The sequence below is a fragment of the Achromobacter sp. GD03932 genome, assembly GCF_029839485.1.
Taxonomy (GTDB): domain Bacteria; phylum Pseudomonadota; class Gammaproteobacteria; order Burkholderiales; family Burkholderiaceae_B; genus Achromobacter; species Achromobacter bronchisepticus_A.
This window is the reverse complement of record NZ_JAOCAT010000005.1, coordinates 173,774-189,508: the sequence shown is the minus strand read 5'-3', so window position 1 is coordinate 189,508 and position 15,735 is coordinate 173,774. Positions and strand designations below refer to the sequence as shown.

Here is a 15,735-nt window from a genome sequence, read left to right as displayed (position 1 = left end):
GGGTGGCCTCCTTACAGGTCTTCAGAGCCAAGCAGCATTTCGGTCAGCCCGCGGCCGGCCTTGACCATCGGCCACACGTTTTCGGTGCGGTCGGTGATGAAGTCCAGGAACACCAGGCGATCCTTGTGCTTCTTGAACGCTTCGCGCAGCGCCGGCTCGACGTCCGCCGGGCGTTCGATGCGCAGACCCACGTGGCCATAGGCCTCGGCCACCTTGACGAAATCGGGCAGCGAATCCATGTAGGACTCGGAGTAGCGCGAACCGTAGTCGATCTGCTGCCACTGCCGGACCATGCCCAGGAAGCGGTTGTTCAGGCAGATGATCTTCGGCGTCAGGCGGTACTGATGGCAGGTCGACAGTTCCTGGATGTTCATCTGGATGGAGCCTTCGCCGGTGATGACGGCGACGTCGTGTCCAGGATTGGCCATCTGCACGCCCATGGCGTACGGCAGGCCCACGCCCATGGTGCCCAGGCCGCCGGAGTTGATCCAGCGGCGCGGCTTGTCGAACTTGTAGTACTGCGCGGCCCACATCTGGTGCTGGCCCACGTCGGAAGTCACGAAGGCGTCGCCGCCAGTCACTTCCCAGAGCTTTTCCACCACGAACTGCGGCTTGATGACTTCGTCCGAGTTGGCGAACTTCAGGCATTCCTTGCCGCGCCAGGACTCGACCTGCTCCCACCACTTGGCGATCGGGGCGGGCTTGTGCTCGGCTGCAGCAATGTCGTACTGCGCGCTGAGGTCGGCCAGGACGTCCTTGACGTTACCGACGATCGGGACATCCACGCGCACGCGCTTGGAGATCGACGAGGGATCGATATCGATATGGATGATCTTGCGCGCGTTCTGGGCGAAGTGCTTGGGGTTGCCGATCACGCGGTCATCGAAACGGGCGCCGATGGCCAGCAGCACGTCGCAGTGCTGCATCGCCATATTGGCCTCGTACGTGCCGTGCATGCCGGGCATGCCGACGAACTGGCCGCTGCTGGCCGGGTAGCCGCCCAGACCCATCAGGGTGCTGGTGCAAGGCGCGCCCAGTTGCGACACGAGCTTGTTCAGCTCGGGCGCGGCGTTCGACAGAATGACCCCGCCGCCCGTGTAGATCATGGGCCGCTCGGCGGCCAGCAGCATCTGCACGGCTTTCTTGATCTGCCCCTGGTGGCCCTTGTTGACGGGCGCGTAGGAGCGCATCGAGATCTCGCCCTTGGGCGGCGTGTACTTGCACTGCGCGATGGTGATGTCCTTGGGGATATCCACCAGCACCGGGCCGGGACGGCCGGTGCGCGCGATGTAGAACGCGCGGCGCATGGTTTCGGCCAGGTCCTTGACGTCGCGCACAAGGAAGTTGTGCTTGACGCAGGGACGCGTGATGCCGACGGTGTCGCATTCCTGGAAGGCGTCCTCGCCGATGGCCGCAGTGGGCACCTGCCCGCTGATGATGACCATGGGGATGGAATCCATGTAGGCGGTGGCGATGCCGGTGACGGCATTGGTCACGCCCGGTCCGCTGGTCACGAGGCAGACGCCGACCTTTTGCGACGAGCGCGAATAGGCATCGGCGGCGTGCACGGCGGCCTGCTCGTGACGAACCAGGATATGCTGGAATTTGTCTTGCTTGAAAATCGCGTCGTAGATGTAAAGCACCGCGCCGCCGGGGTAGCCGAAAACGTGTTCCACGCCTTCATCGGCCAGGCAGCGCACGACGATATCGGCGCCATTCAGTTCCATGTTGTCATTCCTTTCAGTACCGGCCCTGCAACCCTGACTGCTGCTCGCCCGGATACGGCGGCAACTGAACCCATACCGGCCCCGACAACATGATCCGGCGCTTTGCGGCTCACGGAGCCACGCCACCCGGACACCTTGCCGACCCGGCACACGCTCGACAGAACGCAGTGCAAACGCCCCTTGGGGACGCTGGAGGTCGAAATGGAAGCCTTGGCAACACACGCTTGTGGCGCGGCCAACGGCAGGTGTAACTGCTGCGGGATGCCTGGGAGGTGACCCTGGCAATCCGCCTCAACGCACCGGTTTCGGATAGGCAGACCGATGCAAGTGGAGCAATTTACCGCGTTGCGTCAAAGGTAGCAAATCGACCTTTCCCGCAGCGTTGCGCGGAAGGTTCGGTAACCATCTGGCCCCGGAAAAACCCCCACGCTGCGCGCTACGCGCTTGCTGCCCCCCAAGGGGGCGTTTTTTGCCTTGGGGCGGCCCGGCGGCAAAAAATATGGGACAGTCTCTCTATACTTGTTTCGTCGTCCTGAACCGAGCCCCTGCCCATGGATTTGCGCATTGCCAGCATCCGCCGCTTCCTCTACAGCCACTACTTCTTCGGAGGGGTGCGTCAGGGAGTGGGAATGCTGTTGCCCGTGCTGGTGCTGGGCGGCCTCTTCGGCAACTACACCACCGGACTGGTCGCGACCTTCGGCGCGCAATGCCTGGCCATCATCGACCAGCCGGGCGGGCCGCAGCGCCACCGCACCAACGAGATGCTGGGCGGCGCGGCGCTGGGCACGCTGACGGTCGTCATCACCGGCTTCGCATCCTCGCACCCCGTGCTGATCTGGCTGGCGGTCATCGCGCAGTGTTTCGTCTATTCGATGTTCACGGTGTTCGGCAAGCGCGGCGGGCTGATCGGCTTTGCCGGCCTGCTGCTGATGACCCTGACCATGCACTCCCCGCTGGCGCCGCACGAGGTGTTGGCGCACGCCGCGGCCACCCTGGGCGGGGCGCTGTTCTATGTCGCGTTCAGCCTGGGTTTCTCGCGCCTGTTCTGGCTGCGCGAAGAGCAGCAGGCCATGTCGGTGGCGCTCTTCGCCACCGCCGACTACGTGGCGGCGCGCGCCACTTTCTACGATGAAACCGCCGACCTGGACGACGCCTATCGCGAGCTGATCCAGCGCCAATCCGTCATGACGGAAAAGCACCAGGCGGCGCGCGACATGGTGCTGCGCGCCCTGCCCCGCGGCAAGGGCCTGGGCGACCGCCAGCGCGTGATGATCTGGAACATGTTCGTCGACATGCTGCAGCTGCTCGACACGCTGGTGGCCACGCACACCGACTACGCGGCGCTGCGCCGCGCGCTGGCCGGCAGCGACTGCCTGATGTTCATGCGCGACGCGCTGGTGAAGATGTCGCTGGAGCTCAACCGCATCGCACTGGACGTGTCGCGCGGGCGCAAGGTGCAGTACCGCAGCAGCGCCAAGGCCGAACTGCGCGCCATCGAATACGAGATCGAACAGCTCAAGCAGCAGGGCCTGGGCGAACGCGAGCCCGAGATGCTGGCGCTGATCGTCCAGGTGCTGCGCCGGCTGCGCAATTCGGCGCGCATCGTCGACCGCCTGGCCGACCACACCGCCGCCTCGCCCGACGCCAAGCCCACCGACGTGCTGCGCATCAACAAGTCGCTGACACGCTTCATTTCGCGCCAGGAATTCCGCGTGGGGCTTCTGACCAGCAACCTGCGCCTGGACTCGCCGCACTTCCGCTACGCGCTGCGCGTCACGGCGGCCGCGGCCATCGCGATGACGCTGGCCAGCCAGTGGCTGTCGCCGGCGTTCTCCGCGCACAACTACTGGATCATGCTGACGATCGTCATCATCATGAAGCCGGGCTTCGCGTTGACGCGACAGCGCAATAGCTGGCGCCTGACGGGCACGCTGATCGGCTGCATCCTGGCCTTGCTGCTGTTCAACCTGACCGACCGGCCCGAACTGCTGTTCGCCGCGCTGCTGGGGGCCTGCATCATGGGCAACAGCCTGGTGCAGCTGAACTACATGGCCAGCGCCACCTTCAACACGCTGTTCGTGGTGCTGGTGTTCCACTTCGTGTCGCCGGGCACGGTGTCCATGTCGGTGATCGGCGAACGCGCCATCGACACGCTGATCGGCTGCGCGCTGGCGCTGATCTGCAGCTACATCCTGCCCTGGTGGGAAGCCCGCTACCTGAAGCCGCTGGCGGCCGCGGCCACGCGCGCCAACCGCGAATACCTGATCGCCGGTCTGCGCTACGTCGAGGCCATGCAAGCCCACGGCGCGCCCGTGGGCGCCGCCGCCGGCGAGACTCCGGCGGTCACGGACGCCGACCTGGCCTGGCGGCTGGCGCGCAAGAACGTGCACATCTCCTTCAGCAATTTCGCCGAGGCGTTCTACCGCATGATGAGCGAGCCCACCTCGCATCAGGTAAGCGTGCCGGAGCTCAACAACCTGCTGATCCAGAACCACATCCTGGCCTCGCAGATCACGGCGGCCATCCCCATTCTGGCCGGTCTGCCGGCCACGCCCGAAGCCGTGCAGCGGGCGCTGACCGGCATGGTGGACCTGCTGGACGAGAATCGGGTGCAGGCGCCCACCGGTCTGCCGACCCAGTTCGACACCGAAGGCGAACAGGCCGCGCTGGTCTATCCGGTCAAGCAGATGCTGAAGGCGACGCACATGATCCGCCAGGAACTGCACGCTCTGGCCGATCCCACGCACGCGCCGCCGGTGGCGGCGGCTGCGTGACTGCCGCCGCTTGATCTGGCGGAATGGGAAGAACCCGGGCGCGAGGCCCGGGACCGGATCAGACCTTGCGGCGGAACACCAGCTTGTCTTCCGACGAGGCGGAGGCGTCGAACTTGTAGCCTTCGAGGTCAAACCCCTGCAGGCCTTCGGGCTTGGACACCTTGTGCAGGATCGCGTAGCGCGCCATCAGGCCGCGCGCGCGCTTGGCGTGGAAGCTGATGACCTTCCAGGCGCCGTTCTTCCAGTCCTGGAACACGCATTGCACGACGCGCGCCTTCAGCGTCTTCAGGTCGACCGACTTGAAGTATTCCTCGGACGCCAGGTTGACGATCACGGGCGCCTTCTGGCCGGCCTGCCGTTCGTTGAGATAGTCGGCGATGGCCGGGCCCCAGTACTCGTACAGGTTCTTGCCCTTGGACGTGGCCAGGCGCGTGCCCATTTCCAGGCGGTACGGCTGCATCAGGTCCAGCGGACGCAGCACGCCATACAGGCCGCTCAGGATGGCCACGTGCTCCTGCGCCCAGTCCAGCTGCTTGGCCGACAGGGTGGCGGCCTCCAGCCCTTCGTAGACGTCGCCGTTGAAGGCCAGCACCGCCTGGCGCGAGTTGGCCTGCGTGAAGCTGCGCTTCCAGTGGGCGTAGCGCTGCACGTTGAGTTCGGACAGCGCCGGGCTCAGGCTCATGAGCTCGGAGATATCCTCGGCCGACTTGGTTTTCAGCACCTTGATGAGGCCGGCGGCCTGGTCCACGAACAGCGGCTGGGTATGCGTCTCGATGTGCAGCGGCGAGTCGTAATCCAGCTTCTTGGCGGGAGAAAGCAAAAACAGCATTCCGGAATTCCTTTTTAGCGTGCCGTCCAGCCGCCATCGACCGAGACGGACGTACCTGTGATTTGCGCGGCGGCATCCGAAGCCAGGAACACGGCGGTGCCTCCCAGTTGCTCCGGCGTCACGAATTGCAGCGACGGCTGCTTTTCGCTCAGCAGTTCGCGTGCGGCGGTTTCCTGATCGACGCCATCCTTTTCCGCCAGCGCGGTGATCTGCTTTTCAACCAACGGCGTGCGCACCCAGCCCGGGCAGATGGCGTTGGCGGTGATGCCCTGGCCGGCCGTTTCCAGCGCGGTCACCTTGGTGAAGCCGACCACGCCATGCTTGGCGGCCACGTAGGCCGACTTGTTGGCCGAAGCCACCAGGCCATGGGCCGAGGCGATGTTGATGATGCGGCCGAAGCCCTGCTTCTTCATGTGCGGCAAGGCTGCTGCGGTGCCGTGGAACACGGCCGACAGGTTCAGCGCCAGGATCGCGTCCCATTTTTCGGCGGGGAAATCTTCGATCAAGGCGGTGTGCTGGATGCCGGCGTTGTTGACCAGGATGTCGATGCGGCCCAATTGGCGCACGGCGTTCTCGACCAGCTCGCGCACGGCCGCGCCCTTGGACAGGTCGGCGCCGTCGTAGATGACCTTCACGCCATGCTTGTCAGCCAGGCTGGCGCGGAGCTTTTCGATTTCGGCGGCATCGCCGAAGCCGTTCAAGACGATATCGGCGCCTTGCTGGGCAAAGGCAGTGGCGATACCCAGGCCGATGCCGCTGGTGGAACCGGTGACAAGGGCGACTTTTCCTTTAAGCATGAGCATTCTCCTGTGGTCGGGCACATTGGACGGGCCAAGCAAGGGTCAAGTGTAGCTGCCCGGCATGACGGCAATCATGCCATGCCCGCACGGCCCGCAGGGTCAAGCAGCGGGCGGAGTGTCGCGCGGCGCAGGAGGTTTCGGCGCCTCGTCCTGGGCCGATTCCGCCGTTGGCAGATCGGCCATGCCGCCCCGGTTTTCGGGAATGCGTTCCAGCAGCTTGATCAGCATCGGCACCACGCCCATCGAAATCGCCACGATGACGGACAGCACGTCGCGCTGTTCCAGGTTCACCAGATTGTTGTCCCAGGCTTCATTGAAGATGGCAAAGCTGAACTCGCCGCCCTGCGCCAACGCCAGCGCAAACAGCAGCCGGTGATAGCGCGGCAACCCGAGAAAGCGGGAAAATCCATAAAGAATCAAGGCCTTGACCAGTAGCAGCGCGAGTACGCCCGCGGCGATGACCGGCCAGTGGTTGGCCACCACCTTTAAGTTCACGGACATGCCGATGGCCACGAAGAACAGGCCCAGCAACAAGCCCTTGAAGGGGTCGATCGCCTTTTCCAGATCGTGCCGGTAGCGCGATTCGGCCATCAGCACGCCCACCAGGAATCCCCCCAGGCCCGCGGACAGGCCGGCGAAGTCGAACAATTGGGCAGCGCCCACCACCATCAACAAGGCGGCGGCAGTAAACAATTCGTTCAGTTGCGCCTTGGCTGCCCAGCCCAGCAGGCGCAGACGGTAAGCGGCGGCGACCACCAGCACGGCGATCAGCGCCTCCTTGAAGGACGGCGCCGAGGTGCCGTCGGAGCCCAGCAAGCCCGCCGCCACCAGCATGGGGATCGCCGCCATGTCCTGGAACAGCAGTATTCCCAGCGCCGACCTGCCCAGCGGCGTGCGCGTCAGCACGCGTTCGTCCAGCAGCCGCAAGGCCACCGCCGTGGACGACAGGGCCAGCGACAGGCCGCAAAGGATCGCCGCCTGCCACTCCATGCCGGCCAGGTGCCGCAGCGCCGCGCCGAACACCACCGCCAGCAGCAGCCCGCAAGCCAGCATCTGCAAGGAACCCAGCACGAAGACTTCGTTGCGCATGGCCCACAGGCGTTTGGGCGAAAGCTCCAGCCCGATGATGAACAACATCATCACCACGCCCCACTGGGACACATTGATCATGGTGTCCACATTGGTGACGAGCCTGAGGCAGGACGGCCCCACCAGCACGCCGGCCAGCAGGTATCCCGGAATGGCGCCCAGGCCCAGCAGCTGGGTCAAGGGCACGCACAGCACGGCCGCAAGCAGAAGGATAAGGATGAGATCCATGGGACTAGCGGTTCCGGGATGAGCGCCGAGACGAGAAGAGTGCCGGGCAGGGACGCCGGGCAAGTGGAATTCTGGGCAAAGATCGCAGCCACTGAAAGCCAGTTGAAACCCGCTGTGGGGGACTTTCAACTACCCCCTTTACACAAACAAAAAAAATCCTGTAGAATTGCGGGCTTCGCTGCTTCGACAACGAGATCCTTCCGACCAGGGGTCTTTAGTGGAAGACCCGGCTCTGGGGCAACCCGGCCAGGACAACCGCCGTTACGAAACCCAGCAAGGAGAGGTGGCAGAGTGGTCGAATGTACCTGACTCGAAATCAGGCGTACGGTATCCCCGTACCGTGGGTTCGAATCCCACCCTCTCCGCCAGTATTCAAGCACTGATGATGAACTCAAAAGTGCGACTCAAAAGCCCCTTTCGAGGGGCTTTTGTTTTTCTGCGCCAGCCCCTTGAGAGGGGCTTTTTTCGCGTTTCCCGGCTAGTAGGCCGCGAGCTGCAAGGCCGCCGGCGCCGCAACGGCGACGCCCGCCCGGCTACTCCCCGGCAACTTGAACGCACTGACCGCCCGGGTCAGTTCCGCCGTCTGATCCTGCATGGACCCTGCGGCAGCGGCGGCTTCTTCCACCAGGGCAGCGTTCTGCTGCGTCACCTCGTCCATCTGCGACACGGCCAGATTGACGTGCCCGATGCCATCGGCCTGCTCGGCGGAGGCCGCGGCAATCTCACCCATGATGTCCGTCACGCGCCGCACCGCGCCGACGATCTCCTGCATCGTCGAGCCAGCGCGCTCCGCGCTGCCGGAGCCCTGCTCGATCTTCTGCACGGTGTCTTCGATCAGGGTCTTGATCTCCTTGGCGGCCTGGGCGCTGCGTTGCGCCAGGGTGCGCACCTCGGCGGCGACCACGGCGAAGCCCTTGCCCTGTTCGCCCGCGCGCGCCGCCTCCACGGCCGCGTTCAGGGCCAGGATGTTGGTCTGGAAGGCGATGCCCTCGATCACGGAGACGATGTCGGCGATCTTGACGGAACTGGCCGAAATCGCGCTCATGGTGCTGACGACTTCGGTGACCGTCGAGCCGCCCAGCGCCGCGGTTTCAGACGCAGCCGAAGCCAGCTGGTTCGCCTGCACGGCGCGGTCGGCGTTCAGCTTCACGGTGGAAGACAGCTGCTCCATGGACGCGGCGGTTTCCTCCAGGGACGCAGCCTGCTGCTCGGTCCGGGAAGACAGGTCGGTGTTGCCCGCGGCGATCTCGCCTGAAGCGGACGCAATGCTGTCCACGCCCGCCCGTATCCTGGCGACGGTGCCGGCCAGATTGGCGTTCATGGATTCCAGCGCCCGCATCAATTGCCCGATCTCGTCGCGCGAAGTCACGCTTATGGCACTGGTGAGGTCGCTGGCGGCTACCGTGCGCGCCACGCGCACCGCCTCGGACAGCGGGCGCGTGATGCTGCGCGTCAGCAGGACTGCCAGCAACAGCCCGCTGATTACCGCAACGGAGCCGATGATGATCATCCAGAGATTGGCCGTGCCGTAGGCGCCTGCTATGTCGGCCGCGCGGGCGTCGATTTCCGCGCGCTGCAGACTGGACAGACGCGTGATCTGATCGATGAACTGGCGCGTGGCCGGCAGGAACTCCCGATTGAAAATCGTGTCGGCCGCCTGCACATTGCCTTCCTGCTTGGCCTTGAATATGCCGTCGCGGGTGCGCAGGTAGTCCGCCCGGGATTTCCGGATGCCTTCCCACAGCTCCTTTTCCTGATCGCTCTGGATCAGCGGCTCGATCTGCTGCTGCAGCGCCGAGGAATTACGGGTGGAGGTCGCCGCTTCTTCCGCGAAGAAGCCGGCCAGACTCGCATCGGCGCTCTTGGCGATCGCAGTGGTGCGGGTCACCCCGGACTGGATGTTGCGGGCCCAATCGTTGATCAGGCGTTCCTTGATCAGGGAACGCTGCGTGACGGTCTCGACCGATTCGTTGATGTTGGCCAGACTGACCAGACCCACCACGCACATGACGATGATCATGGCCAGCAGGATGGCGAATCCACCCGCAAGACGGGTTCCAAGCTTCATGTTGTTCATATTGCTCCCGGCTACTCCCGGGGCAAGCACGGATACGCACCCAGGCAGAAGCTCGGCGCCGGGCAGTCCCCGCCGCCAATGCAAGCCAGATGCCCGTAAGCCCCTGGATATCCGCCCCCAAATTTATGTCCGTTGTATATGAAAAATGCCGCCGAAAGCCTCTGTTGCGAGGGCAGACGAGACAGCCGGCGGAATGCTAACAGCGCGGATTTGGCCCGCATCGGGAGAAATGAAGAGCGAATTGACGCAAGCTCTTCCCTTTGCGTCGCCGGCGCCAGGCTGCCCGCCATCAATCTCGCATCCTTAGCGGTGCGCGGCCTTGACGCCACGCAAACGGACCGCCGGGAAGCCTGTCTCTTTCAGCTCGTCGTCCATAAAAAAAGGCGGCTCAAACGAGCCGCCATTTTCCTCAGCAATCCTGGCGTGTCACAACGGCGCCGTCGGCCGCGCCAGCTGGAACAGGTCCGTGCTGCGCGCGTACCAGCCGCCGCCGTGCATGCGCGCGATCAGCCCCATGGCCGGCGTGTCCATGTAGCCGCGTTCGGCGTCCAGCACATAGGCATCGTCGACATGCGCGCCCAGCACCCGCCCGATCACCACGAGCTGGCGCGGGCCGGTCACGATGGTCGCCTGGCTGACGCATTCCAGCGACACAGGGGAGCCCTTGATCAGCGGAGGACGCACATGGGACGCCGGCAGCGCGGTCAGGCCGGCCGCGGCCATCTCGTCCACGTCCGCCGGGTAATCGGCGCAGGTCTGGTTCATCTGCGCGACCAGCGACTCCGGCACCAGGTTCACCACGAACTCGCCGTTCTCGATGATGTTGGCGCCGGAGTCCTTCAGTTCTCCGCTGGCATGGCGCATCAGGCCGATGGCGACCGTCGGCGGCTGATGCCCCATGACGTTGAAGAAGCTGAACGGAGCCGCGTTGACAACGCCTTTGCCGGAAACCGTGGTGAGCCATGCGATCGGGCGCGGGGTGACGGTCGAGGTCAGCACGTTGTAGACCGTCTGCGCCGGCAAGGCGCTGAAATCGAAATGCATGGATCAGGCCTCCTGCTGCCCGGCATTCGGCGCCGACACGGCGCGCTTCTCGCGCGTGTCGACCTGCAGCTGGAACACGTCCGGACGGGCATAGTGGCCGGAAACGTCGAAGTCATACTTGCCGCGCAGGATCTGGTTGGGATTGATGTCGGCGTACAGGATGGTTTCGGCGGAAAAATCCGGACCCGCCAGCACTTCGCCCAGCGGATCGATGATGGCGCTGCCGCCGCGCATCAGCACGGTATCGGGCGCATCGCCCAAGGCGCATTCGAAATCGTCGGGATAGGCATCGCGGCGCAGGTGCTGGCAGGCCGTGAGGACGTAGCAGCGGCCTTCCAGCGCGATGTGGCGCATGCTGGGAATCCAGGAATCGCGGTCATCGGCGGTCGGCGCGCAATACAGCGCCACGCCCTGGCTGTACATGTACATGCGCAGCATGGGCATGTAGTTTTCCCAGCAGATGACGGCGCCGATCTTGCCATAGGGGGTGTCGAAGACGGGCATGGTGGAGCCGTCGCCGAAACCCCAGATCAGGCGTTCGCCGGCGGTGGGCATGAGCTTGCGGTGCTTGCCCGCCAGCCCTTCGCGGCCATTGAAGTACAGCACGGTGCAGTACAGCGTGCCGCCGTCGGCTTCGATGCAGCCCATGACCACGAAGCTGTCGGTGTCGGCCGCGGCCTGGGCCACCAACGCGACTTCCTCGCCGTCCAGCCGGATGGCCTGGTTGTGATAGCTGGCGAAGGCGTCCCGGCCTTCAGGCTTGCGCATGCCGATGGGCGCGCCGAAGGAGTTGCCCTTGGGGTAGCCGCCCAGGAACGCCTCGGGGAAAACCAGCACGCGGGCGCCCTGCTCCGCCGCCTGCCGGATCAGGGATGCCGCTTTCTGGGCGCAGGCGACGCTGTCGGTGGGAATGGACGCCGCCTGGATGACGGCAGCCTTGAAGCTCTGTTGCGTGGACATGTCTCTCCTTTTTTCTCAGTGTGCAGCGTCTTCGTCGATGGCGCGGGCACGGGTGTTCGGCAGGAACAGGCTGCCGATGACGCCGACCACCGCGGTCACCACGACCGGATACATCAGGCCGCCAAAGATATTGCCGCTGGCCTGGGCCAGATAGGTGGCGGTAAAGGGCACGATGCCGCCGAAGATGCCGGCGCCGATGTGGTACGGGAAGGATAGCGCCGTATAGCGGATGCGGGCCGGGAACAGTTCGACCAGATAGGACGCCACCGGGCCGTAGACCATGGCGACCACGGCCGTCATCAGCACCAGGATCAGGATGATGGTCGTGCGGTCGACGCGCGCGGGATCGGCGCGCTCCGGATAACCGGCGGCCGTCAGCGCGCTGGTGTAGGCGGCGCGGTCAAAGCCGTTGACGGTCGTGCCGCCCACGCTCATGGCGATGCTCTGGCCGGGCAGCGGCGCGGCGTATTCAAAGTTGATGCCCTTGCCCACCAGGAATTTCTTGGCCTGCACGCAGACCTTCTTGTGGTCGGCATGGCTGCCGATCATGGCGGCCTGCAGCCCGAAGTCGCAGGCGCCGCCGCTGGTATCGGCATGCACGCGCACCGGCGTGCTCTGCATGGCTTGCGCCAGGGCCGGGTTGCCCGCCTTGAGCAGCACGTCGAACATGGAGTGGTAGCCGATGGCGGCAACGAACAGGCCGACCATCATGATCCACTTGCGGCCGATGCGGTCCGACAACCAGCCGAACAGCACAAAGGTCGGCGCGCCGATGATGAAGCCGAGCAGGATCAGCGTGTAGACGCTGGTCTGGTCCAGCTGCACGGCCTGCTGCATGAAGATCATGACGTAGAACTGGCCGGTGAAGTAGGTGGCGCCCTGGCCGGCGGTGACGCCGATCAGCGCCAGCAGCACCAGCCGCAGGCTGGACCATTGGCCGAAGGTCTCCTTGACCGGATTCTTGGACAGGCGGTTCTGCTGCTTCATGCGGGTGAACACGGGCGACTCGTGCAGCTTGGCGCGCACGTAGATCGAAATCGCCAGCATCACGATCGACAGGATGAACGGCAGGCGCCAGCCCCACTGGCGGAAATCCTCGGCGCTCATGGACGCCTGGGTGCACAGGATCACGATCAAGGACAGGATCAGGCCCGCCGACGAGGTGATCTGGATCCAGCCCGTCAGCAGCCCGCGGCGCTTGGGTTCGCAGTGTTCGGCCACGTAGATGACCGCGCCGCCGTACTCGCCGCCCACCGCCAGCCCCTGCACCACGCGCAGGGTCAGCAGCAGGATCCACGACAGGTGGCCGGCTGATTCATAGGTGGGCAGGCAGCCGATCAGGACGGTCGCGCCGCCCATCATCACCACGGTGATGAGGAAGGTGTACTTGCGGCCCAGCTTGTCGCCCAGGTAGCCGAACATCACCGCGCCCAGGGGCCGGATGATGAAGCCCACCGCCAGCGCGCCCAGCGCGGCCAGCAGCGCCACGGTGGGGTTGTCCTGCGGGAACAGCACCTGGCTCATGAAGACGGCCAGGGTCCCGTAGATGAAAAAGTCGTACCACTCGAACAAGGTGCCCAGGGTCGAGGCCACCACCACCTGGCGTTCCTCCTTCCTGCTGAGCGTCGGACCGGCGTCGATCCGCTGCATTGCCACATTCGCTTCCATGCCTGCTTTCCCCAATCGCTTTAGATTGATAATGCTGTAGTCATTAACTATTATCAAACTTAAACCAAGGCCTGAAAAAGCTAGGGAAAACCCGGCGCGACGGTCGCGCCTCCTGGCCGGAAGCGCGACGCCCCGCTGCTACACTCGCGCCAGAAAAACAGTGGAGGCAGCAATGGCAAGGCCCGCCGGCAAGATGGAAAAGAACGCGGAACAGGCGCCTGCCGCCGCGCGCAGGGGCATCCAGTCGATCGAAGTGGGGTTCCGGATCCTGGACGTCATCCGCAAGGCCGGCCGTCCCCTGCCCCTGAAGGAAATCGCGGACGCCTGTGAATTGACGGTGCCCAACGTCCACTACTACCTGGTCAGCTTCCAGAAGGTGGGCGTGGTGCAGCAGCACGCGGATACCGGCCACTACGGCCTGGGGCCCTATGCCCTGCGGCTGGGCCTGGCGGCCCTGGAACAGTTCGACGTATTCACCACCGCCCGGCCCATCATGGCCGAAGTGGCCGCGATCACCGGCCACACCGTGTTCCTGGGCGTGTGGGGCAACAAGGGCCCGACCATCGTCTACCGCGTCGAAGGCGCCCGCAGCCGCCCCCTACTGGAACTGCGCGTGGGCAGCGTGCTGCCGCTGCTGTCCTCGGCGCTGGGCCGCAACTTCCTGGCGCACCTGCCGGAAGCCAGCACGCGCGAACTGCTGGAACAGGAAATGGCCTCAGCCGGCTCGGACGGATACGGCGGCAAGTCCTATACGCAAAAGGACGTGCAGGCCATCCGCGAGGAAGTGCTGGAGCACCACCTCAGCCGTTGCCGCGACGCGCTGCTGCCGCACTTCACGTCGCTGTCCGCGCCCATATTCGACATGCTGGGCGAGATGAAGGCCGCCATTACGCTGATGGGGCCGGTGGGCGCCATCGACGACGACCTGCAATCCGATACCGCGCGACTGCTCAGCGAGAAGGCGCGCTCGATCTCGGCGACGGCGGGCTGGGTGGAGCCGCAGGCGCGCTGAGCGGCGTGCGGCAGGTGTCGCCGCCGCACCTGACACAAGGGCTCAAAAACAAGGGCTCAAAATCGTTGCGAGATGCCAAAGGCGAGCGTCGTGGTCGTGGCGCCCATCTCCCGCGGAACGTTGGCGGCGATGCCAAAAGCGGACCCTGAGCTATTCAAGAAGCCCGCCATCCGCGTGTAAACGCTAACCCGCTTGGACAGCTGATAGTCGTAGCCGAGCACCCCGCCAAAGGTGCGATCTGATCGGCCATTGATGGTCCGGTACAAAAGCAACGCTCGAAACACGTGCGGGCCTTGCAGCAGCAAGGAGCCGACCGACATCATCTGAGCGCCGTATGTGCCGGGCACGTTGGAACTGATCCTGCCGTATCCAATGGATGTCTGCAGCGCGCCCGTCGTATGGGCGGCGCTGATGGCGATCACATCGGTACGGGACGAATCCAGCGGAACCTTGTTACGCCCCACAGGATTCGCCGGCCTTATCGCACCGTAGGATGCGCCAAGCGACCACGGACCGCGCGAGTAGTTCGTCTGGATGCCCGCATAGCCATTGACGAACTTGTCGCTATTGCGGCTGATTTCGCCTGTGCCTACATTCCCGGAGTACCGCGGGGCATACACCGCATATATGACTACCCCGTCCATCGATGGAGTCTGGTAGGAAATCGCATTGTCGATCCGCTGCGGCAGCGGGGCGATGCCTGCCCCAAGATCTGTCACGAGCTGGGGGAAGAACGCCACTGGCGAGAACCGTTGAACGAAGAAGAACGGGTCCACCGACACGGGTAGCGCGGCGGGATATTGCCTGCCCAGCCTGAGCGTGCCCCAGGCATCCGAACTGACCGCTATGTTTGCCTCGCGGTTGTACGTACTGGTGGGATGCAATTGCCTGCCGTTCGTCGTATCGACGTCGCCTTCCAGACGAAAACTGACACGCACCCCGTTGCCCAGGTCTTCGACGGTCCGAATGCCCCAGAACGAATCAGAGACGCCGCCAGAGCCCATCCGGACGGTCCCCGTTCCGCCATTGCGTCCGTGCATCATGAAGGTATCGACAACGCCATACAGCTGCACCGTGGCCGCCCTCGAATCCGCCCAAGGCGCGCACGACAGGACCGGGATTCCGCACAGAAGCAATTGCAGTAACAGGCGCCGAGGCCTGATGCCGCCCGTTCGAACATCAATGGCGCAACGGCCTATTGCGTCGGCAATCGCCATTACCAGCGCAGCAAAAGCAGCTATCCGGCAAACCATGACGCCAACGCCGGCGACAAGCATGGGTTCGAACCCAGCATGCACAAGCAGCGGCAACCTACAGCCGGCGCAATCCTGTTGCGTTGGCAAACCTGACCGGGGCAACTGCCCCCACTGACGAATGGCTACATCTTGGCGCACGCATGTCTCCCGAGATTTGTTGTGGTCAGCCATATCGACAACGCCAGCAACGGCCCTCCTCCACCTTCGCCGCCCATCAAGCTGTCGTGGCCCGCCATTTCAGAATGTGAATTCTGATTCTATTATTCCGATT

General features: G+C 64.5%; 11 protein-coding genes and 1 tRNA gene. 3 read left to right on the top strand and 9 right to left on the bottom strand.

Annotation, left to right across the window (positions count from 1 at the left end; all coding sequences use genetic code 11):
- Positions 1-11: 11 nt before the first annotated feature.
- Positions 12-1,781 (bottom strand): acetolactate synthase 3 catalytic subunit, encoded by a 1,770-nt coding sequence (locus N5C88_RS06970; protein WP_255423500.1) that lies wholly within the window; start codon positions 1,779-1,781, stop codon positions 12-14.
- A gap of 497 nt (positions 1,782-2,278) precedes the next feature.
- Between N5C88_RS06970 and N5C88_RS06965 the strand changes: the two genes are divergently transcribed.
- The gene (locus tag N5C88_RS06965) at positions 2,279-4,501 is read left to right on the top strand and encodes an FUSC family membrane protein (protein ID WP_251877646.1); all 2,223 of its coding nucleotides are present in this window, start codon (positions 2,279-2,281) and stop codon (positions 4,499-4,501) included.
- Positions 4,502-4,559: 58 nt separating this feature from the next.
- On the opposite strand, the gene yaaA is transcribed toward N5C88_RS06965, so the two are convergent.
- From yaaA to N5C88_RS06950, 3 genes are all read right to left on the bottom strand, one after another.
- Positions 4,560-5,330, bottom strand: coding sequence for a peroxide stress protein YaaA (yaaA, locus tag N5C88_RS06960; protein WP_280015022.1), 771 nt, complete (start codon positions 5,328-5,330; stop codon positions 4,560-4,562).
- 14 nt (positions 5,331-5,344) lie between these two features.
- Positions 5,345-6,127 carry a 3-hydroxybutyrate dehydrogenase gene (locus N5C88_RS06955; RefSeq protein ID WP_059373828.1) on the bottom strand — a complete coding sequence of 261 codons (783 nt, stop codon included), beginning with the start codon at positions 6,125-6,127 and terminating at the stop codon, positions 5,345-5,347.
- 102 nt (positions 6,128-6,229) lie between these two features.
- Entirely contained in the window at positions 6,230-7,447 is a 1,218-nt protein-coding gene (locus tag N5C88_RS06950) for a cation:proton antiporter (protein ID WP_280015021.1), read from the bottom strand.
- A 277-nt stretch (positions 7,448-7,724) separates the two neighbouring features.
- On the opposite strand from N5C88_RS06950, the gene N5C88_RS06945 reads away from it, so the two are divergent.
- Positions 7,725-7,815, top strand: a tRNA-Ser gene (locus N5C88_RS06945).
- Between the two features lie 110 nt (positions 7,816-7,925).
- On the opposite strand, the gene N5C88_RS06940 is transcribed toward N5C88_RS06945, so the two are convergent.
- The 4 genes from N5C88_RS06940 to N5C88_RS06925 form a co-directional block, all read right to left on the bottom strand.
- Positions 7,926-9,515: a methyl-accepting chemotaxis protein gene (locus N5C88_RS06940; RefSeq protein ID WP_280015020.1), complete on the bottom strand. Its 1,590-nt coding sequence runs from the start codon at positions 9,513-9,515 to the stop codon at positions 7,926-7,928.
- A gap of 435 nt (positions 9,516-9,950) precedes the next feature.
- Positions 9,951-10,568: a flavin reductase family protein gene (locus N5C88_RS06935; RefSeq protein ID WP_059373825.1), complete on the bottom strand. Its 618-nt coding sequence runs from the start codon at positions 10,566-10,568 to the stop codon at positions 9,951-9,953.
- Between the two features lie 3 nt (positions 10,569-10,571).
- Positions 10,572-11,528 carry a carbon-nitrogen hydrolase family protein gene (locus N5C88_RS06930; protein ID WP_280015019.1) on the bottom strand — a complete coding sequence of 319 codons (957 nt, stop codon included), beginning with the start codon at positions 11,526-11,528 and terminating at the stop codon, positions 10,572-10,574.
- Positions 11,529-11,543: 15 nt separating this feature from the next.
- Positions 11,544-13,196: an MFS transporter gene (locus N5C88_RS06925; RefSeq protein WP_280015018.1), complete on the bottom strand. Its 1,653-nt coding sequence runs from the start codon at positions 13,194-13,196 to the stop codon at positions 11,544-11,546.
- A gap of 172 nt (positions 13,197-13,368) precedes the next feature.
- Between N5C88_RS06925 and N5C88_RS06920 the strand changes: the two genes are divergently transcribed.
- Positions 13,369-14,208, top strand: a complete 840-nt coding sequence (locus tag N5C88_RS06920) for an IclR family transcriptional regulator (protein ID WP_059373822.1) — start codon at positions 13,369-13,371, stop codon at positions 14,206-14,208.
- A 56-nt stretch (positions 14,209-14,264) separates the two neighbouring features.
- On the opposite strand, the gene N5C88_RS06915 is transcribed toward N5C88_RS06920, so the two are convergent.
- Positions 14,265-15,485 carry a porin gene (locus N5C88_RS06915; RefSeq protein ID WP_280015017.1) on the bottom strand — a complete coding sequence of 407 codons (1,221 nt, stop codon included), beginning with the start codon at positions 15,483-15,485 and terminating at the stop codon, positions 14,265-14,267.
- Positions 15,486-15,735: the final 250 nt, after the last annotated feature.

What these genes read in the sequence shown, in the direction of transcription:
- N5C88_RS06965 (WP_251877646.1), top strand. Translation starts at nt 2,279, where the DNA reads ATGGATTTGCGCATTGCCAGCATCCGCCGCTTCCTCTACAGCCACTAC.
- yaaA (WP_280015022.1), bottom strand. Translation starts at nt 5,330, where the DNA reads ATGCTGTTTTTGCTTTCTCCCGCCAAGAAGCTGGATTACGACTCGCCG.
- N5C88_RS06955 (WP_059373828.1), bottom strand. Translation starts at nt 6,127, where the DNA reads ATGCTTAAAGGAAAAGTCGCCCTTGTCACCGGTTCCACCAGCGGCATC.
- N5C88_RS06950 (WP_280015021.1), bottom strand. Translation starts at nt 7,447, where the DNA reads ATGGATCTCATCCTTATCCTTCTGCTTGCGGCCGTGCTGTGCGTGCCC.
- N5C88_RS06940 (WP_280015020.1), bottom strand. Translation starts at nt 9,515, where the DNA reads ATGAAGCTTGGAACCCGTCTTGCGGGTGGATTCGCCATCCTGCTGGCC.
- N5C88_RS06935 (WP_059373825.1), bottom strand. Translation starts at nt 10,568, where the DNA reads ATGCATTTCGATTTCAGCGCCTTGCCGGCGCAGACGGTCTACAACGTG.
- N5C88_RS06930 (WP_280015019.1), bottom strand. Translation starts at nt 11,528, where the DNA reads ATGTCCACGCAACAGAGCTTCAAGGCTGCCGTCATCCAGGCGGCGTCC.
- N5C88_RS06925 (WP_280015018.1), bottom strand. Translation starts at nt 13,196, where the DNA reads ATGGAAGCGAATGTGGCAATGCAGCGGATCGACGCCGGTCCGACGCTC.
- N5C88_RS06920 (WP_059373822.1), top strand. Translation starts at nt 13,369, where the DNA reads ATGGCAAGGCCCGCCGGCAAGATGGAAAAGAACGCGGAACAGGCGCCT.
- N5C88_RS06915 (WP_280015017.1), bottom strand. Translation starts at nt 15,485, where the DNA reads ATGCTTGTCGCCGGCGTTGGCGTCATGGTTTGCCGGATAGCTGCTTTT.